The sequence below is a fragment of the Streptomyces sp. NPDC047525 genome (assembly GCF_040643025.1).
GTDB classification, from domain to species: Bacteria; Actinomycetota; Actinomycetes; order Streptomycetales; family Streptomycetaceae; genus Streptomyces; species Streptomyces durmitorensis.
This window is the reverse complement of the sequence record NZ_JBEYTL010000005.1, coordinates 408,141-433,090: the sequence shown is the minus strand read 5'-3', so window position 1 is coordinate 433,090 and position 24,950 is coordinate 408,141. Positions and strand designations below refer to the sequence as shown.

Here is a 24,950-nt window from a genome sequence, read left to right as displayed (position 1 = left end):
ATCCACCATGTGAGATCACATTCCAGAACCCGGACCGGGAATCGATACGATGACCGCATGGTTCCCCACGACGTGAGCGACAAGATGCCGGGCATGCTGCTCGTTGCGCGTCTGCACGTCGATTTGTGCAGGCTCTCCAGCGCGATCTGTTCGCGCTGACAGCCGCCGCCGTACGGCCGTGAGCCGCGGCGCCACCTGCGCGTAACGCCTCTGCCTACGCACTCGAACTGACGCACCCGCACGACCGGGCCGCCGCGCGCCCACCCACGTGACTTCTCCCGACAGGAGCCCCCAGCCATGGCCATCGAGGTCCGCATCCCGACCATCCTCCGCACCTACACCGACGGCGCCAAGGCCGTCGAGGGCAGCGGGGACACCCTCGCCGAGCTCTTCACCGACCTCGACTCGCGGCACGCGGGCATCGCCGAGCGCATCGTGGACGGCGACAAGCTGCGCCGCTTCGTGAACGTGTACCTGAACGACGAGGACGTCCGCTTCCTGGACGGCATCACCACCAAGCTCACGGACGGCGACAACGTCACGATCCTCCCGGCCGTGGCCGGCGGCATGGTCTGATCGCGGATGCCTCGCTACGACTCCCCGCTGGCGGCCGTGGGCAACACGCCCCTCGTCCGCCTGCCGCGCCTCTCGCCCTCCGACGACGTCCGCATCTGGGCGAAGCTGGAGGACCGTAACCCGACCGGTTCCATCAAGGACCGCCCGGCGCTGCACATGGTCGAACAGGCGGAGAAGGACGGGCGGTTGACGCCCGGCTGCACGATCCTGGAGCCGACGTCCGGCAACACGGGCATCTCGCTCGCGATGGCGGCCAAGCTCAAGGGCTACCGCATCGTGTGCGTCATGCCGGAGAACACCTCGCAGGAGCGGCGTGAGCTCCTCGCCATGTGGGGCGCGGAGATCATTCCGTCCCCGGCGGCGGGCGGCTCCAACACGGCGGTACGCGTCGCCAAGGAGCTGGCGGCCGAGCACCCGGACTGGGTGATGCTCTACCAGTACGGCAACCCGGACAACGCGGGCGCGCACTACGCGACGACCGGCCCGGAGATCCTCGCGGACCTCCCCTCGGTCACCCACTTCGTGGCGGGCCTCGGCACCACGGGCACGCTCATGGGCGTGGGCCGCTTCCTGCGCGAGCAGAAGCCGGACATCAAGATCGTCGCCGCGGAGCCCCGCTACGACGACCTCGTGTACGGCCTGCGGAACCTGGACGAGGGCTTCGTCCCCGAGCTGTACGACGCGTCCGTCCTGACCACCCGCTTCTCCGTCGGCTCGGCGGACGCGGTGACGCGCACCCGCGAGCTCCTCCAGCAGGAGGGCATCTTCGCCGGGGTCTCCACCGGGGCCGCGCTGCACGCGGCGATCGGCGTCGGCAAGAAGGCGGTGGCGGCGGGGGAGTCCGCCGACATCGTGTTCGTCGTGGCCGACGGCGGGTGGAAGTACCTCTCGACGGGCGTCTACACCGCCGAGACGACCGAGGCGGCCATCGAGACACTGCAGGGCCAACTCTGGGCGTAGCAGCAGATCCGCATCAACGCCGGACGGGCCGGAGACATCCGGCCCGTCCGGCGTTCTGCTGCTCAGCCCGCCAAGTACCGAACCTGGTCCCACAGCGCCGGATCCACGATCCCCGCCCGCCTGCGGAACTCCCACACCGGAACGTCCCGCAGCTCGGCCGTCTCCAGGAAGCTGGGCCGCCCCCGCGCGTCGCCCACCGAACCGGGCGGCAGCGGGATCACCCCGGCCCGCTCGTCGTGGTACTTGCTGGTGATCTTCGCGACGACCGCGCTCTCGCCCCGCACCGAAAGGACGAGACAGGGCCGGTCCTTCTCGCCCGTACCGTCCTCGTAGGGCACTTTCGCCCACCAGATCTCGGCCGGTTCGGGCGCGGGCAGCCTGCGCCGCGGCCCGCGCGGACGGCTCGGCGGACGGGTGGTCCGACCGCGGGGTCCGCGGTCGCTGCGCCCCCGGCCGTCCACCACGGCGGCGACCATCGCGAGCACCACCACAGCGGCCAGGGCGAGCCACCACGACGTATCCATACCGCAGACGGTACCGGCGCGCACCCCGCCCCGCGCGCCCCCCGAACCGGTGACACCGCAGGTGAGTTCTCCCACAACGGCCCACGACGGAGGAGCGACCGGACCTTTTGCGCCTTACGCTCGACGGATCGCAGAACTCCTCGAAGAGCCTGACGCAGGCCTCTTCGCGAGCCCCCGCAAGGCCCCCGCACAACCCCCGTTTCGCCCCCGGAGGTTTCCGCTCCATGAAGCTCACCGTCGTCGGCTGCTCGGGGTCGTTTCCGTCCGCGGACTCGGCCTGTTCGAGCTACCTCGTCGAGGCCGACGGCTTCCGGCTGCTTCTCGACATGGGCAATGGTGCCCTCGGCGAGCTGCAGCGCCATGTCGGTCTCTACGACATCGACGCGATTTTCCTCAGCCATCTCCACGCCGATCACTGCATCGACATGTGCGCCTATTTCGTGGCGCGCTACTACCGGCACGACGGCGGCCGCTGCGCCCCCATCCCGGTCTACGGACCCGAGGGCACCGAACAGCGCCTCACGACCGCGTACGCCGACACCCCGTCGGCCTCCTCGATGAGCGAGGTCTTCGACTTCCACACCGTCAAGCCGGCCTCGTTCGACATCGGCCCCTTCTCGGTCCGCACGGAGAAGATGCGCCACCCCGTCGAGGCGTACGCCATCCGCGTCGAGCACGGGGGCAAGTCCCTCACGTACTCGGGAGACACCGGCGTGAGCGGCGCGCTCGACGAACTGGCCGCCGACACCGACCTGTTCCTCTGCGAGGCGGCTTTCACCGCCGGCAAGGAGAACATCCCCGACCTGCACCTCAACGGCCGTGAGGCGGGCGAGTCCGCCCGGCGCGCGAAGGCGGCGCGCCTCGTCCTCACCCACATCCCGCCGTGGACCGACCCCCAGGTGAACCTGGCGGACGCGCGGACGGCGTACGAAGGACCGGTCGAACTCGCGTCGCCCGGCCGGAGCTACGAGATCTGACGATCCAGCGGTCTAGCGCCTGGTTCCGCGGCCGCCCAGCGCCATCCTGTTCCAGGTGTGGCGGCGGCCGCGGATCGCGACCGAGTAGGCGTACATGACCTCCGGGTCGCACATGCCCGGCAGGTAGGAGTCCCCGAAGTGGTGCGCGTCGACGCCCACTTCCTTCGCGTTCAGGGCCAGCTGCGGCACGACGTTCGCGTGGCTGCCCTCCTGGCTGGTGCCGATCGCGCCCATCACGACCGCCCCCGCGTCCTGCACCGCGGCCACCGCCTCGGCGGCCAGCTCCTTGGTGACGCCCGGCAGCGTCCCGGGCAGCGGCATGACGACGCCGTCCGCGCCCGCGTCCACGAGCGAGGTGAGCCGGGCGGCGGTGACCCGCTCCGGGTACCCCGCGTGGTGCATCTTGCCGCTCCAGAGCGCGACGTCGTCACCGAGGCCCTGCCGCAGCTCCTCCGTGACCCGCGCCAGACCCTCGTACGAACCGCCCGTCCCCGGATTCGCCGTCAGGCAGAGCATCGCCGCACCCATGTCGATCAGCCGTCGGGCGTACTCGGGCTTGGCGCGGCGGATCTCGGGGACGTCGCCGGGCTCCAGATTGATGCCGACGGGCCGCCCGATGAAGGCGGCGAGCTCGGCGATGGACGTGAACGTGCCGAGACCGGGCAGGTCGAGCCGCTCGCCGTCCCAGGCCCGCTCGATCAGGTTCAGTACGACGATGTCGGCGCCGAAGGCCGCGACGAGCTCGGCGTTGTGCACACCGGGCATGCCGGGCATCGGGACGAGGGCCGCCCGGTCGGCGAACACCTCGCCGACCATGGTGCGGCCCTCGGCGGCGGCGACCGACGCGGTCAGGGCGCGGCCGCGGAGTGCGGAGAGCTGGTCGCGGTCGAGGTCGAGGATGCGGGGGGTCGTCATGTATCCGACGGTAAGCGGACGAGACGGACAAAGCCCCGCACCGTTGGTCTCAACGGTGCGGGGCTTTCGTCCTGAAGTGAGGCTGAGGCCTACTTCGCCTCGGCCTTCTGGAGCTCGGCGAGCTCCTCGTCGGACTCGCGGCCCGGCGTCGGGAGGTTCCACTTGGTGATCGCGAAGCGGAAGATCGCGTAGTAGACCGCGGCGAAGCAGAGGCCGACGAGTACGAGCATCCAGGGCTTGGTCGCGATGCCCAGGTTGAGGAAGAAGTCGATCGCACCGGCCGAGAAGCCGAAGCCGTCCTTCATGCCGAGCGCCCAGGTCAGCGCCATGGAGACACCGGTAAGAACCGCGTGGATCGCGTACAGGACCGGGGCGATGAACATGAACGTGAACTCGATCGGCTCGGTCACGCCGGTGACGAAGGCGGTGAGCGCGAGGGAGAACATCATGCCGCCGACGACCTTGCGGCGCTCGGGGCGCGCGCAGTGGACGATCGCGAGGCAGGCCGCGGGGAGGGCGAACATCATGATCGGGAAGAAGCCGGTCATGAACTGTCCGGCGGACGGGTCGCCCTGGAGGAAGCGGGCGATGTCGCCGCTCTTGCCCTCGTACGAACCGGCCTGGAACCACGGGAAGGAGTTCAGGAGGTGGTGCATGCCGACGGGGATCAGCGCACGGTTGACGACACCGAAGATGCCCGCGCCGACCGCGCCCGAACCGACCAGCCACTCACCGAAGTTGTGCAGACCCGTGCCGAGGACCGGCCAGATGTAGCCGAAGATGATGCCGATGAACAGACCCGCGAAGGCGGAGAGGATCGGGACCAGGCGGCGGCCGCCGAAGAAGCCCGCCCAGTCGGGCAGCTTCGTCCGGTAGAACTTCTGGTAGAGCAGGGCCACGACTATGCCCATGACCACGCCGCCGAGGACCTTGGCGTCCACGGGCGCGTCCACCATGACGACCTTGCCGTCGACGGCCGTGGCGACCTTCGGCAGGTTCTTGTCCGTGAAGGTGCCGAGCACCTTCTGGAAGACCAGGTAGCCGGTGACGGCCGCGAGAGCGGTCGAGCCGTCCGACTTCTTGGCGAAGCCGATCGCGATGCCGACGGCGAACAGGAGCGCCATGTTGTCGATGATCGCGCTGCCACCGGCCGCCATGAAGGTGGCGATCTTGGTGATGAACTCGGGGAAGGACTCGCGGCCCAGCATGTCGGGCTGGCCGAGGCGGATGAGCAGGGCGCCTGCGGGCAGCACGGCGACCGGCAGCATGAGGCTGCGGCCGATGCGCTGCATGACAGCCATCGCGCCTGCGCCCTTCTTCTTGTCGGCCGCGGGGGCGGCACTGGCCGTGGACACAACTTCCTCCAGTGGGCAAGGCGCCGCCAAGGACATGGAAGAGGGGGACGGCGGCGTCTCCGGGGGTCCCGCGGCGAGAGCCGCGTGGTCTACACCAATTAGTGGTGTAGACCTGTTGTAGCACGGTGAAGGTGACGTAAGGAACCCACGAGTTTTGTGGGGTCGGCCATAACGCGAAATGAACGGCAAAAGACCCCCGGACCCGAAGTCCGAGGGTCTTCCGTATGTGGCTGTGTGCGGGGGCGTGGGCTCAGCCCTTGCTGGAGCTAAGCCTTGGTCTGCTCCGCGTCCAGTGCTTCCGCTTCCTCTTCCGGTTCTCGTCCGGGCGTATGCAGGTCGAACTTGCGGATCACGAAGCTGAACAGGACGTAGTACACCGCGGCGAAGACAAGGCCGATCGGGATGATCAGCCAGGGTTTGGTCGCCAGGCTCCAGTTGATCACGTAGTCGATCAGACCCGCCGAGAAGCTGAAGCCGTCCTTGACCCCCAGGCCCCACGTCACCGCCATCGAGACACCGGTGAGGACCGCGTGGATCGCGTACAGGGCCGGGGCGATGAACAGGAACGAGTACTCGATCGGTTCGGTGATGCCCGTGACGAACGACGTCAGGCCGACCGACAGCATCAGCCCGCCGACCACCTTGCGGCGCTCGGGGCGGGCCGCGTGCGTGATCGCGAGGGCCGCGGCCGGGAGCGCGAACATCATGATCGGGAAGAAGCCCGACGTGAACTGACCCGCCGTCGGGTCGCCCGCGAGGAAGCGGTTGATGTCACCGTGGACGATCGTGCCGTCCGGCTTGGTGAAGTCGCCGAACTGGAACCAGACGAACGTGTTCAGGAACTGGTGCAGGCCGATCGTGAGCAGCGCGCGGTTGGCCACGCCGAAGATTCCCGAGCCCAGCCAGCCGAGGTCCACGAGCCACTTGGAGAAGCTGGTCAGGGCGTCACCGACGGGCGGCCAGATCCACACGCACAGACCCGCGAAGACCAGACCGACGAAGGCCATGATGATCGGCACGAGGCGGCGGCCGTTGAAGAAGCCGAGCCAGTCGACCAGCTTCACGCGGTGGTAGCGCTGCCAGAACCAGGCGGAGAGCAGGCCCATCACGATGCCGCCGAAGACCCCTGGGTTCTGGTACGGGGCCTGTGCGACCGTTCCGTCCTCCGCCACGCAGACGCCGCCCCACATCCCCGCGCCGCCGAAGGTGGTGTCCGTGGGGCAGCCGTCGGGGAAGGCGCGCAGGACCGCGTAGTAGACGAGGAAACCGGCGACCGCCGCGAGGGCGGTGGAGCCGTCCGACTTCTTGGCCATGCCGATCGCGACACCGATGCAGAACAGCAGGGGCAGACCGAGGGTGGAGTCCAGGAGCGAACCGCCCGCCGCCGCGAAGACCTTGGCGACGTTGTCCCAGCCGAGGCCGTCGGCGCCGAAGACGTCCGGCTGGCCGAGGCGGTTGAGGATGCCGGCGGCAGGCAGGACGGCGATGGGGAGCTGGAGGCTGCGGCCCATCTTCTGCAGGCCCTGGAAAAGACCGCCCCACCACTTCTTCTGCGGCACCGCTGCTGCTTCGGAACTCATCGGCGTCCCCTCCGGAACAAGCCAGGTTTGGCGGTCGTTGAAAACTGGTGTAGACCAGTTGCGGAACGGGTGCGGTGCCGTCCCCACAGAGATGACACCTTGATCGTCATCATTGGGTACGAGTGACGTAACCGCCCGCGAAGATGCTCCAACCGTGCGTTACCGTGACAAAGCGGACCTACGGTGTGGTGAGGCCGCGTCCTTTAGGAACAGGGAGAACACCATGGCCAGCAAGGCTGAGAAGATCGTTGCCGGGCTCGGCGGCATCGACAACATCGAAGAGGTCGAGGGCTGCATCACCCGCCTCCGCACCGAGGTTCACGACCCGAGCAAGGTCGACGACGCCGCGCTGAAGGCCGCAGGCGCCCACGGCGTCGTCAAGATGGGCACCGCGATCCAGGTCGTCATCGGCACCGACGCGGACCCGATCGCCGCGGACATCGAAGACATGATGTGAGTCGCTGAACGCACCGGTGAGGGACCCTGCCCGGCAACGGGGAAGGGTCCCTCACCCATGCGGCGGGGACGGGCCACTCACCCAGGTGCGGATAGGCTCAGCCGCATGTCCTCACAGCCCCGCATCGACGGCCGCACCCCCGAACAGCTCCGCCCGATCACCATCGAACGCGGCTGGAGCAAGCACGCCGAGGGTTCGGTCCTCATCTCCTTCGGAGACACCAAGGTCTTCTGCACCGCCTCCGTCACCGAGGGCGTCCCGCGCTGGCGCAAGGGCAGCGGCGAAGGCTGGGTCACGGCCGAGTACTCGATGCTGCCGCGCTCCACCAACACCCGCGGCGACCGCGAATCCGTACGCGGCAAGATCGGCGGACGCACGCACGAGATCTCCCGCCTCATCGGCCGCAGCCTGCGCGCCGTCATCGACTACAAGGCGCTTGGCGAGAACACCATCGTCCTCGACTGCGACGTCCTCCAGGCCGACGGAGGCACCCGCACCGCCGCCATCACCGGCGCGTACGTGGCCCTTGCCGACGCCGTCGCCTGGGCCCAGGGCAAGAAGCTCATCAAGGCCGGCCGCAAGCCCCTCACCGACACCGTCTCCGCCGTCTCCGTCGGCATCGTCGGCGGCGTGCCGCTCCTCGACCTGCGCTACGAGGAGGACGTGAAGGCCGACACCGACATGAACGTCGTCTGCACCGGCGACGGCCGCTTCGTCGAGGTCCAGGGCACCGCCGAGGCCGAGCCCTTCGACCGCAAGGAACTCAACGCCCTGCTCGACCTCGCGGTCGGCGGCTGCGAGGACCTGGCCGCGTTCCAGCGCGAGGCGCTCGAAGCCACGCAGCAGTAGTCAGCGGGGCGGACAACCAACTGGGCGGCCGGCAGAGGCAACCATCGGACCCCCCACACGCGTTCTTACCGATACAGGCGCACGGGCAATGCCGTGCGCCTGTGTCAGCACCCGGGGAGGGATCCACGCATGGCCGCGCGTCACCGCCGTATCGCCATCGCCATCACGTCCGTACTGATCGCCGTACCGGCGGGCGTCGGACTTGTCGGCTGCAGCGCAGTCGAGAAGGCCCTCGACTGCGTCCAGACCGCGGACGCCATCGCCGACAGCGTCACCGACCTCCAGCAGGCCGTCGAGAAGGCGGGCGACGACCCCACGCAGGCGGACGAGGCACTCGACAAGATCGACAAGAACATCGACGAGATCGGCGACAAGACCGACAACACCGACGTGAACAAGGCGGTCGACGACCTCGACAAGGCCGTCGCCAACGTCCGCACGTCCATCGACAACGGCGACGCGACCCCCGACCTCAGCCCGATCACGGACGCGGCCGGCGAACTGACGAAGGTCTGCACGCCGTAGCACCCGGGGCAGGGCCGTAGCACCCGGGGCAGGCCGGATACTGGTGGGCATGACCCGCCTCATCCTCGCCACCCGCAACAACGGCAAGATCACGGAACTCAAGGCGATCCTCGCCGACGCAGGCCTCACCCATGACCTCGTCGGCGCGGACGCCTACCCCGAGATCCCCGACGTCAGGGAAACCGGCGTCACTTTCGCCGAGAACGCCCTCTTGAAGGCCCACGCCCTGGCCCAGGCCACCGGCCTCCCCGCGGTAGCCGACGACTCCGGCCTCTGCGTGGACGTCCTCGGCGGCGCCCCCGGCATCTTCTCCGCCCGCTGGGCAGGCCGCCACGGCGACGACACCGCGAACCTGAACCTCCTCCTGGCCCAACTCGGCGACATCGACGCGGACACCCACCGGGGAGCCCACTTCGCCTGCGCGGCGGCACTGGCCCTGCCGGACGGCACGGAACGGGTGGTGGAAGGCCAACTGAGGGGCGTACTGCGCCACGCCCCCGCGGGCGCGGGCGGCTTCGGCTACGACCCGATCCTCCAGCCGGAGGGCGAGACACGCACGTGCGCGGAGCTCTCAGCCGCCGAGAAGAACGCGATCAGCCATCGGGGGAAGGCGTTTCGGGCGTTGGTGCCTGTGGTGCGGGAGTTGTTGGGCTGAGGGATGCACGGACGACGAAGGCCCGGCTCGCGGGGTGCGCGAGCCGGGCCTTAGAAACGAAGGCGTGCGGCCGGAGGGACTCGAACCCTCAAGGGATTTCTCCCACAACATCCTAAGTGTTGCGCGTAGGCCAGTTCCGCCACGGCCGCATGGCCAGTCATGTTACCGGTCAGGCGGTGCTTAGTCTCCGGACCCCGATGGGTGCACGGCGGCCTCCGCGACACCAGGTACTGGTGATCGCATGGCAGTTGGGACAGAGCAGCCGCAGATTCTCGCGCCGGTCGTCGCTCCAGTCGCCGTTGATGTGGTCGATCTCCAGCGTCATGGGCTTCCCGTTCCACTCGGGCGGGGTCCCACACCCGTCGCACAGCTCGGGGACGCCGATCTCGCTCAGCGCTCGACGCAGGAAGACGGTCCTGGTGCGGCGCTGACGGTCGTGCTTGACGAGCACGTCCGCTGCCGTCTTCAGAGGTGTCGTTCCTGGCTTGCCCCGTTGGTGGGCCTGACCGAGGAAGTGGGAGGTGTCCAGTCCGTCCTCGTCCACCCAGCGACGGAACAGTGCGTATGGCCGGCCGTTCGCCGCCTTCCCCAGCATGCGCAGTGCTCCTGCGATGGATGAGGACTGCGAGACCACCTGCCGAAGTTCCTCGGGGGAAGGTCTGGTGTGCCCTCGCCGTGGACGTGGAAGGTGGGAGACATCGATTCCGAAGTGGTCGAACCGCGTGAACAGATGACGGCGGAGGCTCCCGTAAGGGCGCGTGCCCAGAAAGGCGATGACTTCGTCGATACTGGAACAGCTCTCGGCGGCCTGTGCCAGCAGTTCCCGCGTGTAGCGGACCGGCTCGCTCATGACCGTCGTCCCTTGGCCCGGCCCCGGTAAGTATCCGTGGTCGCGTGGCAGTTGGGGCACAGCAGTCGCAGATTCTCCATCCGGTTGTTGCGCCAGTCACCGTCGATGTGGTCCACCTCCAGCGCCAGGGGATGTCCTCGCCACAGCGGATCCGTTCCGCATATCGCGCACCGCTCGACGACGCCGAGTTCGGTCATGGCCCGCTTGAGCCGGTCACTCTGCATGCGCCGGGCCGTCGTCGGCTCTTGTTCGACCAGGATCTGATGCGGCGTGCGGCGCTGCTTGGGGACGCCGGTCCGGGACGGCTGCTGGAAGTGCGACGTGTCGATGCCGTACGCCTTGATGCGGCGCGCGATGTGCGTGTGGTGGCCGCCCACGACCTCGATCCCCAGGTACCGCAACACGTCGTTCACGCTCTTCGAGGCGGCCACAGCAGGCTCGAGGACCTCCCTGGTCCACCGAGCCCCCTCCCGCTCGAAGTGGGACGTATCTACCCCCAGCTTCTTCATCCGCTGGTGGATGTACCTCCGCGTCGAACTCTTCGGGTCCACCTCCAATCTGCCCAGCGCCTCGGACAACGTCCGCGATGACTTGGCAGCCTCCTCCAGGCGCTCCCTGGTGTACGCACTGACCGGCATGATTTCCCCTCCGCATCCGGCCGCCTGTTCGCAGCCTCGTACGGGCCAACGAACCGACAATCGGACCGTCACGTCCGAAATACGGAACGGCCCGCCTCACTTTCGAGTGGGGCGGGCCGTTCCGGGATGCGGGTGAGGAGGGGGAGGGGTCAGAACTTCGGGGTTGGGGCTGCCGCCTCCACCAGTTCCGCTGCCTCCTGCTTCGTCTCCACCGACGGGGGCGAGCCGGACAAGGGCTTCTGGGCCGTTTCCTTCATGCAGGCCACCGCCACTATGCCGACCAGCGCCGCCGCCATCGAGTAGTACGCCGGGATCATGTCCGTCCCCGTGATGCTGATCAGGGAGGTGATGACCAGGGGGGCCGTGCCGCCGAAGAGGGAGGCGGAGATGTTGTAGCCGACCGACAGGGAGCCGTAGCGGACCGAGGTCGGGAACAGGGCCGGGAGCGTGGCCGACATCGTGCCCAGGAGGCAGACCAGGGAGAGGCCGAGCAGCAGCATGCCGCCGGAGACCGCGATCAGGCTGCCCTGCTTGATCAGGAGGAACGCCGGGATGGACAGGACGAAGAAGCTGACCATGCCCGTCATCAGGAGCGGCTTGCGGCCGAAGCGGTCGGAGAGCTTGCCGACCTGGCTGATGATCAGCATCAGGATCACCATCGTGCCGATGAGGATCAGCAGGCCGTGCGAGTCGTCGTAGCCGAGTTCGTCCGAGAGGTACGTCGGCATGTACGACAGGAGCATGTAGTCGGTGACGTTGTACGCGCCGACCAGGGCGATGCACAGGATCAGCGTGGGCCAGTAGTTGGTGAAGATCTTCGCCAGGTCGCCCTTGGCGGTGGTCTCCACGGTGGAGGCGCCCTCGGACGCCGAGTGGAAGGTGGCGTCCTCCATCTTCTGGAACGCGGGCGTCTCGTCGAGCTTCAGCCGCAGGTAGAGGCCGACGAGGCCGAGCGGGCCCGCGACGAGGAACGGGACGCGCCAGCCCCACGACTCCATGGTCGCCGAGCCGAGCGCCGAGTTGAGGATCAGCACCAGGCCGGCCGCGCCCGTGTAGCCGGCGAGGGTGCCCATCTCCAGGAAGCTGCCGAAGTAGCCGCGACGCTTGTCGGGGGCGTACTCGGCGATGAAGGTGGAGGCGCCGCCGTACTCACCGCCCGTGGAGAAGCCCTGCACGAGGCGGAAGAAGATCAGCAGGACCGGGGCCCAGAAGCCGATCGTGGCGTAGGACGGGATCAGGCCGATGGCGAGGGTGCCGATCGCCATCATGATCATCGTCAGCGCGAGGACCTTCTTACGGCCGATCTTGTCGCCCATCGGGCCGAAGACCATGCCGCCGATGGGCCGCACGAGGAAGGACACCGCGAAGGTCGCGAAGGAGGAGATCAGCTGGACCGTCTCGTTCCCGGAAGGGAAGAAGACGTGGCCGATGGTGACGGCCAGGTAGCTGTAGATGCCGAAGTCGAACCACTCCATGGCGTTTCCGAGCGAGGCCGCTTTGACCGCCCGCTTGACCGCGGCATCGTCCGTGACCGTGATGTCCGTGCGGCGCAACGGTGGATTCGCGCGCCGTTTGGCGGCTCGGAAGAGGGTGCGGTGGCGCTTCACAGCCTCTGTATCGGCCTCTGCCTCGTCGTGGGCCGCCATGGGTAGTCCTTCCGTTCTGCGAACAATCCTCCTGGCATCATTTGCTCGAACATCGACGACGCAAACGAACGCCCCCATGAAGGGGGCGTTCGTCACAATGTGAGTGGGGCGGGAAGGCGCGGGTCAGATGCCAAGGTCCTTGATGATCTTGGCCACGTGGCCGGTCGCCTTGACGTTGTAGAACGCGTGCTCGACCTTGCCCGCCTCGTCGACCACGATCGTGGAGCGGATGACGCCGGTCACGGTCTTGCCGTACAGCTTCTTCTCGCCGAATGCGCCGTACGCCTCCAGGGTCTCCTTGGAGGGGTCGCCGACCAGGGTGACCTTGAGGTTCTCCTGCTCGCGGAACTTCGCCAGCTTCTCCGGCTTGTCCGGGGACACGCCGATGACGTCGTAGCCCGCGGTCGCGAGCGCGTCGAGGTTGTCGGTGAAGTCGCAGGCCTGCTTGGTGCAGCCGGGGGTGAGGGCGGCCGGGTAGAAGTAGACGATGACCTTGCGGCCCTTGTGGTCGGCCAGGGAGACGTCCTTGCCGTCCGCGTCCGGCAGGGTGAAGGCCGGGGCCGTCTCGCCGGGGGTGAGTCGCTCGCTCATCTTCGGTCTCCTCGCACAGGGTGCTCGTAAAACGTGTGGTGACGGAGTCGAGGGTAATAGGGGTGCCGTGGGGTGCGGTGCGCCCGGAGCTGACAGACTGTCGGCGATACGTACAGAAGAACAGACAGCCGGACACGACCACGGAGGCAGCGCGGTGTCGGACACGTCGGATATCAGGACCCCGGCGCAGATCGAGGCGGACATCAAGCGCCGTCGCGAGACGCTCGCCGAGACGCTCGACGAGATCGGGGTGCGGGTCCACCCGAAGACGATCGTCGGTGACGCGAAGGCCAAGGTCGTCGCGGGCGTCGACAACTCCCTCGGCCGGGTGTACGTCGGTGCCAATCGCGTCATCTCGGACGTGCGGGGCCAGCTGGTGACCGAGGACGGTGCGCCGCGTCTGGAGCGCGTCGTGCCGGTGGCGCTGGTGGTCGTGGGGCTCGTGGGGCTGCTCACGGTGAGTTCGCGCCGCCGCAAGCGCTGACCCGGCATCGTACGGGCGTGCCGTTGGCAGGTAGGTTCGGGGCGTGAGCGCCAAGAGCCAGGGACACAGCACCCACGACGACAAGCTGCCCATCCGCATGCTGCACGACCGCGTGCTGGTGCGGCAGGACACAGGTGAGGGCGAGCGCAGGTCGGGCGGCGGCATCCTGATCCCCGCGACCGCCGCGGTCGGCAGGCGTCTGGCCTGGGCCGAGGTCGTCGCCGTCGGGCAGAACGTGCGCGCGGTGGAGCCGGGCGACCGGGTCCTGTACGACCCCGAGGACCGGGCCGAGGTGGAGGTGCGGGGCGTGGCGTACGTGCTGATGCGCGAGCGCGACCTGCATGCCGTGGCCGCCGACCGGTTCGAGGGCTCCGAGGACTCGACCGGGCTGTACCTGTAGCGCTGTAGCGGTCCACAGACGTACGGAAGGGGCTGGTGACCATCGTCACCAGCCCCTTTTGCGCGTTCTTTGCTACCTTTCAAGGACCCCGACGAGACGCGCCGTACCGGGTTTCCGCAAAGACGACGCACCCCCATTCAAGTGACGCGATCTCGCGTCTCTACGTGTCGGAGGTGCCGTCGTGGCCTGGGTTCTGTTGATCGTCGCCGGTCTGCTCGAAGTGGGCTGGTCGATCGGGATGAAGTTCACCGAGGGGTTCACCCGGCTGTGGCCGAGCGTGTTCACCGGCCTCGGGATCGTCGCGAGCATGCTGCTGCTCTCCCATGCCGCCAAGACGCTGCCCATCGGTACGGCGTACGGCGTGTGGGTCGGCATCGGTGCTGCCGGTGCGGCGGTGGTCGGGATGATGGTGCTCGGTGAGCCCGCCACCGCCGCCCGGATCTTCTTCGTCGTGCTGCTGCTCGTGGCCGTCGTGGGTCTGAAGGCGACCTCGGGGCACTAGCACCCACCGGCTACTGGGCGGGTTCGCCCCGCCTTCTGGTGGCCGAGCCGTCCGTCAGGCCGCCCAGGGCTCCGCCGTCGGCACCCGTACCGCCGTCGGCGGTGGAGCCGTCTGTCTGCCCCTGGGCGGCGCCCGGATCGGCGGTGGTGCCTCCGTCGGCCGTTCCGCCGTCGACGGTGGCACCGCCGTCCGTCTGGCCCTGCGTCTGCCCTTGATCCTGCCCCTGGGTCTGCCCCTGGTCCTGGCCCTGGGTCTGCCCTTGGTCCTGGCCCTGCGTCTGGCCCTGGTCCTGACCTTGGGTCTGGCCCTGGTCCTGGCCCTGCGTGTCGTCGTCGCCGCCGGTGGCCGCGCCGCCGGTCGCCGGGTCCGGCTCGACGTCCGTGGGGTCGGGGATCTCCGGCACGTCGGCGCCCTCCTCCAGCTCCAGGTCGAAGTCCCGCACCGGCTCGCCCTCCAGGGCGTCCCTGGTGAACTGCGCCCAGATCTGGGCGGGGTAGGCGCCGCCGTTGATGCGCGGCTGGCCGAGCGCCCCGTACAGCGGCGTGTGCGCGCCGGTGTCCGGGTCCTGGCCCATCACGGAGACCACCGTGGCGAGTTCGGGGGTGTAGCCCGCGAACCAGGCGGCCTGGTCCTCCTCCGCGGTGCCGGTCTTGCCGGCCGCCGGGCGGCCCGCGGCCTGCGCCGCCGTGCCCGTGCCGCCGTCGACGACGCTCTGCAGGATGGACGTGGTGGTGTCGGCGGCCTCGCGGCTGACGGCCTGCGCGGTCTTCTTCTCCGGCAGTTCGATCTCCTGGCCGTCCTTGGTGACCCTCTCGACCATCGTGTACGTGCCGTGCTTGCCGTGGTTGGCGAGCGTCGCGTACGCCTCCGTCATGTCCAGGACGGAGGCCGTGGACGGGCCGAGCGCGATGGAGGGGGACGCGGTCAGGTCGGGGGTGGACTCCGGGACGCCGAGGGCGATCGCCGTGTCCTTGACCTTGTCCGAGCCGACGTCGACGGCCATCTGCGCGTAGACGGAGTTGACGGACTTGTCGGTGGCGGCGCGGACGGTGATGTTGCCGTAGTTGACGTCGTCCTCGTTCTCGGGGGCGTACGTCCCGCCGTCCCAGCCCTGCACCGGGCGCTTGTTGGTGCCGTCGTAGATCGTGTTCGGGGTGATCGTGCGGCCGTCCTGGGTGACCGAGCCGTTCTCCACGGCCGAGGTGAAGACGAACGGCTTGAAGGTGGAGCCCACTTGGTAGTCGCGGCGCGTGGCGTTGTTGACGTACTGCTTGGTGTAGTCGATGCCGCCGTACATCGCGACGACCTTGCCGGTGTCCGGGTCAATCGAGGCGCCGCCCGCGCGCACGTTGCGGTCGACCTTGCGGGCGTCCTTGTCGACCTTGGACATCACCTGGTCGTCGACGGCCTCCTTGAAGGCCTCCTGGCGGTTCTTCTGGAGGGTGGTGGTGATGCGGTAGCCGCCCTTGGCCAGGGTGTCCTCGTCGACGATGTCGTTGGACGTCAGGTAGTCCTCGACGGCCTGCACGAGGTAACCGCGCTGCCCGGAGAGGCCGGAGGCGCCCTTGGCCTCCTTCGGCGTCGGGAACTTGGTCTTCGCGCGTTCGGCGGCGCTGAGCCACCCCTCCTTGACCATGCCGTCCAGGACGTAGTTCCAGCGGCCCTCGGCGCGCTGCTTGTTCTCCGGGTGGGTCGCCACGTCGTACGCGTTGGGCGAGTTGAGGAGCGTCGCCAGATAGGCGCCCTGCGCGGTGTCCAGGTCCTTGACGTCCTCGCCGAAGTAGGCCTGGGCCGCGGCCTGCACGCCGTACGCGTTGCGTCCGAAGTAGCTGGTGTTGAGATACCCGGCGAGGATGTCGTTCTTGCTCACCTCGCGGTCCAGCTTGATGGAGATGAAGAATTCCTTCGCCTTGCGGGTGATCGTCTGCTCCTGGCCCAGGTAGTAGTTCTTCACGAACTGCTGGGTGATCGTCGAACCGGACTGCTTGCCCTTGCCGGTGACGGTGTTCCAGGCGGCGCGGATCATCGCCTTGGGGTCGACCGCGGACTCGCTGTAGAAGTCCCGGTCCTCGGCGGCGAGCGCGGCGTGCTGGACCTTCTTGGGGATCTGGCTCAGCGGTACGTTCTCGCGGTTGACCTCGCCGTCGCGGGCCAGTTGGCTGCCGTCGGCGTAGAGGTAGACGTTGCTCTGCGCGGTGGCCGCCGCGTTGGCCGGCGGGATGTCGACGATCATGTAGCCCGCGACGAAGCCGCCGACGCAGAGCAGGATCAGCAGGATGAACCCGCCGAGCACCATGCGCCAGGTGGGGAAGATCCGCCGCCAGCCCTTGCGCTTGGGGCGTTTCTTCTTGCCCTTCTTGCCCGTGCCCTTGTCGCCGTCAGTGTCCTGCGCGTCCGCCGCGCCCTCAGGCGTACTGGCGGCGTCGGGGGCGTCGGGGGTGCTCTCGGGTGTGTCGGCCGGGGTGTCCACGGGTTCGCGGGGCGCCCAGCCCTCTGGTCCCTTGGCGCCCTGCTGCTGCGGCTCGTCGCTGCTCATGTCTCGTGGAACTCCCGTTTCGCGTCGTACGTCACGTACGCCTCGTACGACCCATTGCACACTGTCGCTTCATGCGTTCCCTGCCAGGCACGCGCCGTGCGCCGAAAATGCCTGGCACGAGCGATGACGACCGCACTAGGCTCCGTCTCTTTGGCCCGGAACGGGCACGGCTCTCGTCAAGGCTGTCGTCAAGACTCTCGTTAAAGGGGATGCGTGTGCGTACAGGACGGTTCCGCTTGTACGCGGCCGTCGCCCGCGGAGGCTTCCGGCGGTACGCGACCTATCGGACGGCGACCCTGGCCGGGGTGTTCACCAACACCGTCTTCGGGCTGATCCTCGCCTACACCTACATCGCGCTCTGGGACGAGCGGCCCGGCCTCGGCGGCTACGACCAGTCGCAGGCACTGACGTTCGTCTGGCTGGGGCAGGCGCTGCTCACGGTGATGGCGCTGATGGGCGGCGGCTTCGAGGGCGAGCTGATCGAGCGGATCCGCACCGGAGACATCGCCGTCGACCTGTACCGGCCCGCCGACCTGCAGCTCTGGTGGCTCGCGACCGACCTGGGCAGGGCCCTGTTCCAGCTCCTGGGGCGCGGTGTCGTGCCGATGGTGGTCGGCGCCCTCATCTTCGACCTGGCCCTGCCCACCGAGCCGTTGCGCTGGCTGGCGTTCCTGCTCGCCGTGTTCCTCGGCGCCCTTGTCAGTTTCGCGCTGCGCTTTTTGGTGGCGCTCTCCGCGTTCTGGCTGATGGACGGCGCGGGCACCACCCAGGTGGCGATGCTCGCGGGCACCTTCTTCTCCGGGATGCTGCTCCCGCTGAACGTCTTCCCCGGCGCCCTGGGCGAGATCGCCCGCGCCCTGCCCTGGTCGGCGCTGCTCCAGGTGCCCGCCGACGTGTTCCTCGGCAAGCACACGGGCGTGGACCTGCTCCAGACGTACGCCTTCCAGATCGGCTGGGCCGCGGCGCTGCTCACGGCCGGGCGGCTGCTGCAGGCCGTGGCCACGCGACGGGTGGTGGTCCAGGGTGGCTGACCTGACACGGATGCGGGACGGGCTCACGCGGAAGCGACATGGCCTCACGCAGGTGCGGGACGGGCTTCGTGCCTACCGGCTGATCTCCGCCATGTGGATCCGCTCCCTCATGGCCTACCGCCTCTCCTTCGCGATGACGGCGCTCGGCAACTTCGCGGTGACCGCCTTCGACTTCGCGGCGATCCTGCTGATGTTCTCCCAGGTGGACCGGCTCGGCGGCTACTCGCTCTCCGAGATCGCCTTCCTGTACGGCGCCTCATGCACCTCGTTCGGGCTCGCCGACCTCTCCCTGGGGTCCATGGACCGGCTCGGCAAGCGGGTGCGCGACGGCACGCTCGACACGCTCCTGGTGCGGCCCGCCCCGGTGATCGCACAGGTCGCCGCCGACCGCTTCGGGCTGCACAGGGTCGGGCGTCTCCTCCAGGGCGGGTTCGTCCTCGTGTACGCGCTCGTGGTCCTGGACATCGCCTGGACCCCGCTGAAGGTCCTGATGGTCCCGCTGATGCTGCTCTGCGGCGCGGGCATCTTCGCGGCCGTGTTCGTGGCGGGCGCGGCCTTCCAGTTCGTGGCGCAGGACGCGGCCGAGGTGCAGAACGCCTTCACGTACGGCGGCACCACGCTGCTCCAGTTCCCGCCGACCGTCTTCGCCAAGGACCTGGTGCGCGGCGCCACGTTCATCCTGCCGCTGGCCTTCGTGAACTGGATCCCCGCCCTGTACGTCCTCGGCCGGCCCTATCCGCTCGACCTGCCGACGTGGGTCGCGTTCACGCCGCCGCTCGTGGCCGCCGTCCTCCTCGCACTCGCGGGCCTCGCCTGGCGCACGGGCCTTCGTTCGTACCGCAGCACAGGGAGCTGAACTGCCGTGGAATCAGACCTCATTGAGCTCGACGGCGTCGAGAAGGTCTTCGACGTACGGAAGAAGACCGGCTTCCTGCGGCGCGAGAAGCACGAGGTGCGTGCCGTCGACGGCATCAGCTTCACCGTGCCGCGCGGCGAGATGGTCGGCTACATCGGGCCGAACGGCGCGGGCAAGTCGACGACGATCAAGATGCTGACCGGCATCCTGACGCCCAGCGGAGGGCGGCTGCGCGTGGCGGGCATCGACCCGTCCCGCGAGCGCACCCGCCTGGCGCGGCGCATCGGCGTGGTCTTCGGCCAGCGCACCACCCTGTGGTGGGACCTGCCGCTGATCGACTCGTACCGCCTGATGCACCGCATGTACCGGATCCCGGACGCCCGCTTCAAGGAGAACCTCGACCGCTGCGTCGAACTCCTGGAGCTGGGCGCCCTGTTGGACGTCCCCGTGCGTCAGCTCTCGCTCGGTCAGCGGATGCGCGGCGACATCGCGGCGGCGCTGCTCCACGATCCCGAGGTGCTGTACCTGGACGAGCCGACGATCGGCCTCGACGTGATCAGCAAGGCCAAAGTGCGGGAGTTCCTGCGGGACTTGAACGCGGAGGCGGGCACGACGGTCCTGCTCACCACGCACGACCTCACCGACATCGAGCAGCTCTGCAAGCGCGTGATGGTGATCGACCACGGCCGCCTGATGTACGACGGCGCGCTTGCCGGTCTGCACGAGGTGGGCGAGAGCGAGCGGACCCTGGTCGTGGACCTGGAACGTGAACTTCCGCCCATCGAGGTGGAGTCGGCGAGGGTGGTGAGGGTGGAGGGCCCGCGGCAGTGGCTGGCCTTCCCTGCGGCGGAGTCGGCAGCTCCGCTTGTCGCCCGGGTCGCGGAGCGGTATCCGATGGTCGACCTCTCGGTCAGGGAACCCGACATCGAGGCGGTCATCGCCAAGATGTACGCGGAGAAGGCGACCTCGTAGGCTGCTCGCATGACCGACGAGCAGCCTCATCTCCCGGACCTCAGGGCGGCCGACGCCGACCGTGAACGCGTCGCCGAACGACTCCGTGACGCCGTGGCCGAGGGCCGCCTCGACATGGAGGAGTTCGAGGAGCGCCTGGACGCGACGTACAAGGCACGTACGTACGGCGAGCTTGAGCCGATCACCCGGGACCTGCCGGACGTGGGCGCCAAGATCTCCATGGTGAAGGGCCCGGTGAGCCAGGATCCCGACGCCATCGACTGGTCCGAGCGGATGGTGAGCGGCGAACCGTCGTCGAAGCTCGGCTTCGCCTTCTGGGGCGGTTTCAGCCGCAAGGGCGGCTGGGTGGTCGGCCGGCAGTTCGACGGGATCGCGGTGTGGGGCGGCGGCGAGATCGACCTGCGCGAGGCGCGGTTCACGGAGCGCGACGTGGAGATCCGCTGCTGGACCGTCATGGGCGGCATGCAGGTCATCGTGCCGCCGGAGATGAACGTCCTGGTCAAGGGCTTCGGCTTCATGGGCGGCTTCGACGACAAGGCGACCGGCGAGGGCACCCCCGGTTCGCCCCGCGTCGTCGTCAAGGGCTTCGCCCTGATGGGCGGCGTCGGCGTGGACCGCAAGATCCGCAGGGCCGAGAAGCTGCGCCTGAAGGAGGAGCGCCGCCGCGAGCGCCTGGAGCGGCGCGAGGGGCGGCACGAGCTGCACTCGCGCAGGCGCGAGGAGCGGGACTGACCCAGGGAGATGAGCGGGACTGACCCAGGGGGATGAGCCGGGGGGGTGCGCCCCGGCTCGGCGGCCGACTACAGCTCGGCGGCCGCGGATCCCCGCAGGTGCGTCAGGTTGAACGTCTCCGCCATCTTGCGGTAGCCCGAGTCGCTCGGGTGCAGGTGGTCGCCCGAGTCGTACTCGCCGCGCAGCTTGCGGGGGTCGTACGGATCGCGCAGCGCCCGGTCGAAGTCGACGAACTCGTCGAACACCTTGCCGTCACGGATCTGCTCGTTCACGCCCTGGCGCACGTTCTCGAGCCCCGGCTCGTACCCCCGGTGGCCGCCGAACGGCATCAGGGTCGCCCCGACGACCCGCAGCCCGCGCGTGTGCGCCTGCCGCGTCAGCTCCCGCAGGCCCTCGACGATGCGGTCGGGGTTGTTCTGGTGCGGGTTGCGCAGGATGTCGTTGACGCCGAGTGCGACGACGACGGCCTTGATGCCCGACCGGTCGAGCACGTCGCGGTCGAAGCGCGAGAGGCCGCTCGGGTTGTCCGCGGGCGTTCCGTTGCCGTCCGAGAGGACGCGGTTGCCGCTGATGCCCTCGTTCACGACGCCGTAGCGCGGGGCGCCCGACTCGTCGCGCAGGCGGTCGGCGAGGGTGTCGGTCCAGCGGGCGTTGGCGCCCATGGTCGAGGAGATGCCGTCGGTGAGCGAGTCACCGAAGACGACGACCGTGCCGTTCGACTCGTTGCTCAGGACGTCCACGGCCGAGAGGTAGCGCCAGGAGGTGCTCTGCTGGGTGTACGCGGCGCCGTTCGGGTCCTCCGTACGGTCGCCCTCGGCGATGTAGCTGACCTGGCGCGCGTGCGGGTGGAAGGTGACCGGGCCCGAGGGGGTCGGCGAGAACGTCGTGACCAGGAGGTCGACGTCGTGCGGCACGCGCAGCCTGACCGCGTCGCTCATCACCTGCTGGCCCGCGGGGATCACCACGGACGTGTTGCCGTTGAAGGCGAGGCGGCGCAGGGTGCCCGGCGCGGCGGCCGGGTTGTTCGACCCGACGGCCACGGCGATGGAGGCGTGGGTGATGCTCAGCGGCTGCTGCCCGTACAGGTTCGACAGGGTGATGCGGGCGCTGTCGCCGCCGACGCTGGTGTGCACGACGTTGCGGATGGAGCGGCCCGCGAAGCCGTTGCGGTGCGTGTTTGGTTCGGCTGCCGCGGGGGATGCGGCCCACGTACCGACCCAGGTGCCCGCGGAGGCGGGCGCCGCGGAGTTGCGCGGGCTGCGGGGCCCCGCGCTGATGGTGTCCTGAGATCCGTCGTCGGTGGATACACCGAGGTATATGGCGGCGGAAATCACCACTATTACCGCGAGGACCGCGGCAAGCAGGGCATAACCGTGACGCTTGGTCATGCGGGCTGTGTCTCCTCGAGCAGGGGGAGCCTGATCGAGGCTCCGATGTGATCACCCCATGATGCGTCATGGGCCGTGAGGCGGCCGACACTGCCCCCCTCCGACCATTCAGACGCCGGGAACTTGTGGTCCGTTCCAGGAGTCGGTCAGGAAGGGACGCACAGGGACGGGGACAATACGGATGAGGACGCCGCGAACCACGCGAACGGGTCAGGTGGAGTGAGTGGAACGCACGAATCGATCAATTCCGGAGGATGCGGCGGAAGCGGGTGCTGCCGGGCAGCATGCCCGTGAGCCCCGTCCTTCAAGCCGCGTCACGCCCGGCTCCGGAACGCCCGGCTCCGGAACGCCCGGCTCCGGAACGGGCGGCCCCGGCGCGGGCGGCGGCTTCACGTACAGCCCCGCCGACGAGGAGAAGCGGCGCGGCGTCCGCCGGATGAAGATCACCGCGACGGGCCTGCTCGTGTTCGTCGCACTCGTCTACGTCCTGGCCAAATGGGCGCAGAACTCCGGCGCCGGAGCCTGGGCGGGCTATGTCGCCGCGGCGGCCGAGGCCGGCATGGTCGGCGCGCTCGCCGACTGGTTCGCGGTGACGGCGCTCTTCCGCCACCCGCTCGGCCTGCCCATCCCGCACACGGCGATCATCCCGAACAAGAAGGACCAACTGGGCGCGTCCCTCGGCGACTTCGTGGGCGAGAACTTCCTCTCATCCGATGTCGTACGAGGCAGACTGCGCGCGGTGGGCATCGGCAGCCGCCTCGGCACCTGGCTGGCGGATCCCGAACACGCCGACCGGGTGACGGCCGAACTGGCCACGGCCCTGCGCGGCGCCCTGACGGTCCTGCGCGACTCGGACGTCCAGGCGGTCGTCGGCGAGGCCATCACGCGCCGCGCGGACGCCCAGGAGATCGCGCCCGGCATCGGCAAGATGCTGGAGAAGGTCGTCGCGGACGGCGGCCACAAGCGGGTGGTGGACCTGGTCTGCGTCCGCGCCCACGACTGGCTGGTCGAGCACGACGAGTCGGTCATGGACGCCGTCCAGGGCGGCGCACCCGGCTGGACCCCGCGGTTCGTCGACAAGAAGGTCGGCGAGCGCGTCTACAAGGAGCTGCTGCGCTTCCTCGCCGAGATGCGGGACATGCCCGAGCACCCCGCGCGCGGCGCCGTCGACCGCTTCCTCGCCGACTTCGCCGCCGACCTGCAGTCCGACTCCGACACCCGAGAGCGCGTGGAGCGCCTCAAGCGGGAGGTGCTCGGCCGCGGCGAGGTGCAGGACCTGATCGCCTCCGCCTGGTCGGCGGTGCGCCAGATGATCGTGGCCGCCGCCGAGGACGAGCGCAGCGAACTGCGCCTGCGGGTGCGGGCCGCGCTGCTCTCGCTGGGCGCGCGGATGGCGACGGACGGCCGGCTTCAGCAGAAGGTCGACGGCTGGGTCGAGGGCGCCGCGGTGTACGTGGTGACGACGTACCGGGACGAGATCACCTCCCTGATCACCGACACGGTCGCGGGCTGGGACGCCGAGCACACGTCGAAGAAGATCGAGGCCCACATCGGCCGCGACCTGCAGTTCATCCGGATCAACGGCACGGTGGTGGGAGCGTTGGCGGGGCTCGCGATCTACGCGGTGTCGCGGCTGCTGGGGGCGTAGGCGGTCCACGGGGTGCCCACGGGGTGCCCGGCGGGTGCCCGGCGGCTCCGGCGCGCGTGAGGGCGCCGTTGCTGGGCACTCTGGAGGAGCTCTCCTGACGCCGGGAGAGCCGTCGTCAGGGCCGCGGGAGCAGCAGGCCGCCGTCGGAGGCGAAGGCGGAAGCGGGGTAGGCGGGGTAAGCGGGGTAAGCAGGTGGGCCGAGTAAGGGGCCGGGTGGGAAGATCCGGACATGAGCGGAGAGGGAGCGGAGCACCCTCAGGAGCACCCCCACAGGGTGGCGGTCCTGGTCAGAGACGGTGTCCTGCCCATGGAACTGGGCCTGATCCACCAACTGTTCGGCAACGCACGCTCGCCCCGGGGCACGCGCCTCTACGAACTGACGACCTGCGCCCTGACTCCCGGCATGATCCGCACGGACGCGGACTTCCCCGTCTACGCCGAGCACGGCCCCGAAGCGGTGGCCGCCGCGGACACAGTGATCGTCCCGGCCTCGCACGAACAGGACGAGTCGCTGAGGCCGGGTGAGCTGCCGCCCGCCCTCGCCAGGACGCTCGGGTCCGCCACCGGCGCCGGTGCCCGTATCGCCTCGATCTGCACAGGAGCCTTCGCCCTGGCGGCGGCAGGCCTCCTGGACGGCCGCAGAGCAACGACCCACTGGCTCTCGACGGACCTCTTCGCCCGCACGTTCCCGGGCGTGACGGTCGACCCCGACGTCCTGTACGTGGACGAGGGCGCGGTCCTCACATCGGCGGGCGAGGCCGCGGGCATCGACCTCTGCCTGCACATGATCCGCCGCGACCACGGCGCGGCGGTGGCGGCGGAGGTGGCACGCCGCACCGTCGTACCCCCGCACCGCGAGGGCGGCCAGGCCCAGTACATCCGGCGCCCGGTGGCGGAGCCGCGCCTGACGTCCACGAGCCGGGCGAGGGAGTGGGCCCAGGAACGTCTGGAGGAGCCCCTGACGCTGGCCGGGATGGCCGAGCAGGAGTCCATGAGCGTCCGCACCTTCAGCCGCCGCTTCCGCGAGGAGACGGGCCTGACGCCGATGCAGTGGCTGACCCAGCGCCGCGTGGACCGGGCCCGCGAGCTCCTGGAGGAGACGGACCGCACGGTCGACCGCATCGCGGCGGAGGCGGGCTTCGGCACGGGCGCGTCGCTGAGGCAGCACTTCCAGGCGGGGCTCGGGGTGTCGCCGGGGGCGTACCGGATGACGTTCAGGGGGACGAGAGGCTGACCGTCCTGCCCTTGAGGACACCCGGTCTGAGTACGCGTACTCTGTCGCGCCCCATGGCTGGGTCGGCAG

Annotated in this window: 27 protein-coding genes, 1 tRNA gene and 1 riboswitch; of the genes, 17 read left to right on the top strand and 11 right to left on the bottom strand. The window is 69.3% G+C overall.

All coding sequences use genetic code 11. The annotated features are described in order from the left end of the window. The first annotated feature begins 57 nt into the window (after positions 1 to 57). The 3 genes from ABZ833_RS17425 (at position 58) to ABZ833_RS17415 (ending at position 1,536) form a co-directional block, all read left to right on the top strand. Positions 58 to 159: a putative leader peptide gene (locus ABZ833_RS17425; protein WP_336605789.1), complete on the top strand. Its 102-nt coding sequence runs from the start codon at positions 58 to 60 to the stop codon at positions 157 to 159. Between the two features lie 138 nt (positions 160 to 297). Next, complete coding sequence (locus tag ABZ833_RS17420; protein WP_249589678.1) at positions 298 to 576, top strand: MoaD/ThiS family protein; 279 nt, start codon at positions 298 to 300, stop codon at positions 574 to 576. A gap of 6 nt (positions 577 to 582) precedes the next feature. Further along, positions 583 to 1,536, top strand: coding sequence for a cysteine synthase (locus ABZ833_RS17415; protein WP_249589679.1), 954 nt, complete (start codon positions 583 to 585; stop codon positions 1,534 to 1,536). A gap of 62 nt (positions 1,537 to 1,598) precedes the next feature. Here the strand turns inward: ABZ833_RS17415 and ABZ833_RS17410 are convergent, their stop codons facing one another. Then, complete coding sequence (locus ABZ833_RS17410; protein WP_361047165.1) at positions 1,599 to 2,060, bottom strand: type II toxin-antitoxin system PemK/MazF family toxin; 462 nt, start codon at positions 2,058 to 2,060, stop codon at positions 1,599 to 1,601. Between the two features lie 224 nt (positions 2,061 to 2,284). Between ABZ833_RS17410 and ABZ833_RS17405 the strand changes: the two genes are divergently transcribed. Then, positions 2,285 to 3,037 (top strand): MBL fold metallo-hydrolase, encoded by a 753-nt coding sequence (locus tag ABZ833_RS17405; RefSeq protein ID WP_361047162.1) that lies wholly within the window; start codon positions 2,285 to 2,287, stop codon positions 3,035 to 3,037. Between the two features lie 12 nt (positions 3,038 to 3,049). Here ABZ833_RS17405 and ABZ833_RS17400 read toward each other — a convergent pair whose 3' ends face one another. The 3 genes from ABZ833_RS17400 to ABZ833_RS17390 all read right to left on the bottom strand — a co-directional run bounded on the left by ABZ833_RS17400 (position 3,050) and on the right by ABZ833_RS17390 (position 6,887). Further along, entirely contained in the window at positions 3,050 to 3,952 is a 903-nt protein-coding gene (locus ABZ833_RS17400) for a hypothetical protein (protein ID WP_361047159.1), read from the bottom strand. A gap of 89 nt (positions 3,953 to 4,041) precedes the next feature. Further along, complete coding sequence (locus ABZ833_RS17395) at positions 4,042 to 5,307, bottom strand: PTS transporter subunit EIIC (protein WP_160505266.1); 1,266 nt, start codon at positions 5,305 to 5,307, stop codon at positions 4,042 to 4,044. 266 nt (positions 5,308 to 5,573) lie between these two features. Beyond that, positions 5,574 to 6,887 carry a PTS transporter subunit EIIC gene (locus ABZ833_RS17390; protein WP_361047155.1) on the bottom strand — a complete coding sequence of 438 codons (1,314 nt, stop codon included), beginning with the start codon at positions 6,885 to 6,887 and terminating at the stop codon, positions 5,574 to 5,576. A 223-nt stretch (positions 6,888 to 7,110) separates the two neighbouring features. On the opposite strand from ABZ833_RS17390, the gene ABZ833_RS17385 reads away from it, so the two are divergent. The 4 genes from ABZ833_RS17385 to rdgB all read left to right on the top strand — a co-directional run bounded on the left by ABZ833_RS17385 (position 7,111) and on the right by rdgB (position 9,373). Next, positions 7,111 to 7,344, top strand: a complete 234-nt coding sequence (locus tag ABZ833_RS17385; protein WP_249589685.1) for a PTS glucose/sucrose transporter subunit IIB — start codon at positions 7,111 to 7,113, stop codon at positions 7,342 to 7,344. A 105-nt stretch (positions 7,345 to 7,449) separates the two neighbouring features. Next, on the top strand, positions 7,450 to 8,193 hold the full coding sequence (rph, locus tag ABZ833_RS17380) for a ribonuclease PH (protein WP_361047152.1): 744 nt from the start codon (positions 7,450 to 7,452) through the stop codon (positions 8,191 to 8,193). A gap of 129 nt (positions 8,194 to 8,322) precedes the next feature. Next, a complete protein-coding gene (locus ABZ833_RS17375; RefSeq protein WP_361047149.1) occupies positions 8,323 to 8,718 on the top strand; it encodes a hypothetical protein in 396 nt (131 codons plus the stop codon). Positions 8,719 to 8,767: 49 nt separating this feature from the next. Next, positions 8,768 to 9,373, top strand: a complete 606-nt coding sequence (gene rdgB / locus ABZ833_RS17370) for an RdgB/HAM1 family non-canonical purine NTP pyrophosphatase (protein WP_249589689.1) — start codon at positions 8,768 to 8,770, stop codon at positions 9,371 to 9,373. A gap of 65 nt (positions 9,374 to 9,438) precedes the next feature. On the opposite strand, the gene ABZ833_RS17365 is transcribed toward rdgB, so the two are convergent. The 5 genes from ABZ833_RS17365 to bcp form a co-directional block, all read right to left on the bottom strand. Further along, a tRNA-Leu gene (locus ABZ833_RS17365) sits at positions 9,439 to 9,522 on the bottom strand. A 20-nt stretch (positions 9,523 to 9,542) separates the two neighbouring features. After that, positions 9,543 to 10,223: an HNH endonuclease signature motif containing protein gene (locus tag ABZ833_RS17360; RefSeq protein WP_361047146.1), complete on the bottom strand. Its 681-nt coding sequence runs from the start codon at positions 10,221 to 10,223 to the stop codon at positions 9,543 to 9,545. Then, positions 10,220 to 10,861, bottom strand: coding sequence for an HNH endonuclease signature motif containing protein (locus ABZ833_RS17355; protein WP_361047144.1), 642 nt, complete (start codon positions 10,859 to 10,861; stop codon positions 10,220 to 10,222). The genes ABZ833_RS17360 and ABZ833_RS17355 overlap by 4 nt, the downstream gene beginning before the upstream one ends. Positions 10,862 to 11,010: 149 nt before the next feature. Then, entirely contained in the window at positions 11,011 to 12,507 is a 1,497-nt protein-coding gene (gene proP, locus ABZ833_RS17350) for a glycine betaine/L-proline transporter ProP (protein ID WP_361047141.1), read from the bottom strand. Positions 12,508 to 12,630: 123 nt separating this feature from the next. Beyond that, positions 12,631 to 13,098, bottom strand: a complete 468-nt coding sequence (gene bcp, locus ABZ833_RS17345; RefSeq protein ID WP_249589691.1) for a thioredoxin-dependent thiol peroxidase — start codon at positions 13,096 to 13,098, stop codon at positions 12,631 to 12,633. 154 nt (positions 13,099 to 13,252) lie between these two features. On the opposite strand from bcp, the gene ABZ833_RS17340 reads away from it, so the two are divergent. The 3 genes from ABZ833_RS17340 (at position 13,253) to ABZ833_RS17330 (ending at position 14,484) form a co-directional block, all read left to right on the top strand. Further along, positions 13,253 to 13,582 (top strand): DUF3618 domain-containing protein, encoded by a 330-nt coding sequence (locus ABZ833_RS17340; protein WP_361047137.1) that lies wholly within the window; start codon positions 13,253 to 13,255, stop codon positions 13,580 to 13,582. A 97-nt stretch (positions 13,583 to 13,679) separates the two neighbouring features. Beyond that, positions 13,680 to 13,982: a co-chaperone GroES gene (locus tag ABZ833_RS17335; RefSeq protein WP_107101836.1), complete on the top strand. Its 303-nt coding sequence runs from the start codon at positions 13,680 to 13,682 to the stop codon at positions 13,980 to 13,982. 62 nt (positions 13,983 to 14,044) lie between these two features. Next, a riboswitch (guanidine-III (ykkC-III) riboswitch) is annotated at positions 14,045 to 14,114 on the top strand. Between the two features lie 49 nt (positions 14,115 to 14,163). After that, positions 14,164 to 14,484, top strand: coding sequence for an SMR family transporter (locus ABZ833_RS17330; protein ID WP_249589693.1), 321 nt, complete (start codon positions 14,164 to 14,166; stop codon positions 14,482 to 14,484). Positions 14,485 to 14,494: 10 nt separating this feature from the next. Here ABZ833_RS17330 and ABZ833_RS17325 read toward each other — a convergent pair whose 3' ends face one another. Beyond that, complete coding sequence (locus tag ABZ833_RS17325) at positions 14,495 to 17,020, bottom strand: transglycosylase domain-containing protein (RefSeq protein ID WP_361047134.1); 2,526 nt, start codon at positions 17,018 to 17,020, stop codon at positions 14,495 to 14,497. A 209-nt stretch (positions 17,021 to 17,229) separates the two neighbouring features. On the opposite strand from ABZ833_RS17325, the gene ABZ833_RS17320 reads away from it, so the two are divergent. From ABZ833_RS17320 to ABZ833_RS17305, 4 genes are read left to right on the top strand one after another with little or no spacing between them, the layout of a single operon-like run. Further along, entirely contained in the window at positions 17,230 to 18,051 is an 822-nt protein-coding gene (locus ABZ833_RS17320; protein ID WP_361047131.1) for an ABC-2 family transporter protein, read from the top strand. Between the two features lie 10 nt (positions 18,052 to 18,061). Beyond that, a complete protein-coding gene (locus tag ABZ833_RS17315; protein ID WP_361047526.1) occupies positions 18,062 to 18,907 on the top strand; it encodes an ABC transporter permease in 846 nt (281 codons plus the stop codon). Positions 18,908 to 18,913: 6 nt separating this feature from the next. Continuing rightward, positions 18,914 to 19,879 (top strand): ABC transporter ATP-binding protein, encoded by a 966-nt coding sequence (locus ABZ833_RS17310; protein WP_361047129.1) that lies wholly within the window; start codon positions 18,914 to 18,916, stop codon positions 19,877 to 19,879. Between the two features lie 9 nt (positions 19,880 to 19,888). Beyond that, positions 19,889 to 20,611 (top strand): DUF1707 domain-containing protein, encoded by a 723-nt coding sequence (locus ABZ833_RS17305; protein ID WP_361047126.1) that lies wholly within the window; start codon positions 19,889 to 19,891, stop codon positions 20,609 to 20,611. Positions 20,612 to 20,679: 68 nt separating this feature from the next. Here ABZ833_RS17305 and ABZ833_RS17300 read toward each other — a convergent pair whose 3' ends face one another. Beyond that, positions 20,680 to 21,999, bottom strand: coding sequence for an SGNH/GDSL hydrolase family protein (locus ABZ833_RS17300; protein ID WP_361047123.1), 1,320 nt, complete (start codon positions 21,997 to 21,999; stop codon positions 20,680 to 20,682). 436 nt (positions 22,000 to 22,435) lie between these two features. Between ABZ833_RS17300 and ABZ833_RS17295 the strand changes: the two genes are divergently transcribed. After that, positions 22,436 to 23,647: a DUF445 domain-containing protein gene (locus ABZ833_RS17295; RefSeq protein ID WP_361047525.1), complete on the top strand. Its 1,212-nt coding sequence runs from the start codon at positions 22,436 to 22,438 to the stop codon at positions 23,645 to 23,647. Between the two features lie 229 nt (positions 23,648 to 23,876). Next, a complete protein-coding gene (locus tag ABZ833_RS17290) occupies positions 23,877 to 24,881 on the top strand; it encodes a helix-turn-helix domain-containing protein (protein WP_361047121.1) in 1,005 nt (334 codons plus the stop codon). The last annotated feature ends 69 nt before the right edge of the window (positions 24,882 to 24,950 follow it).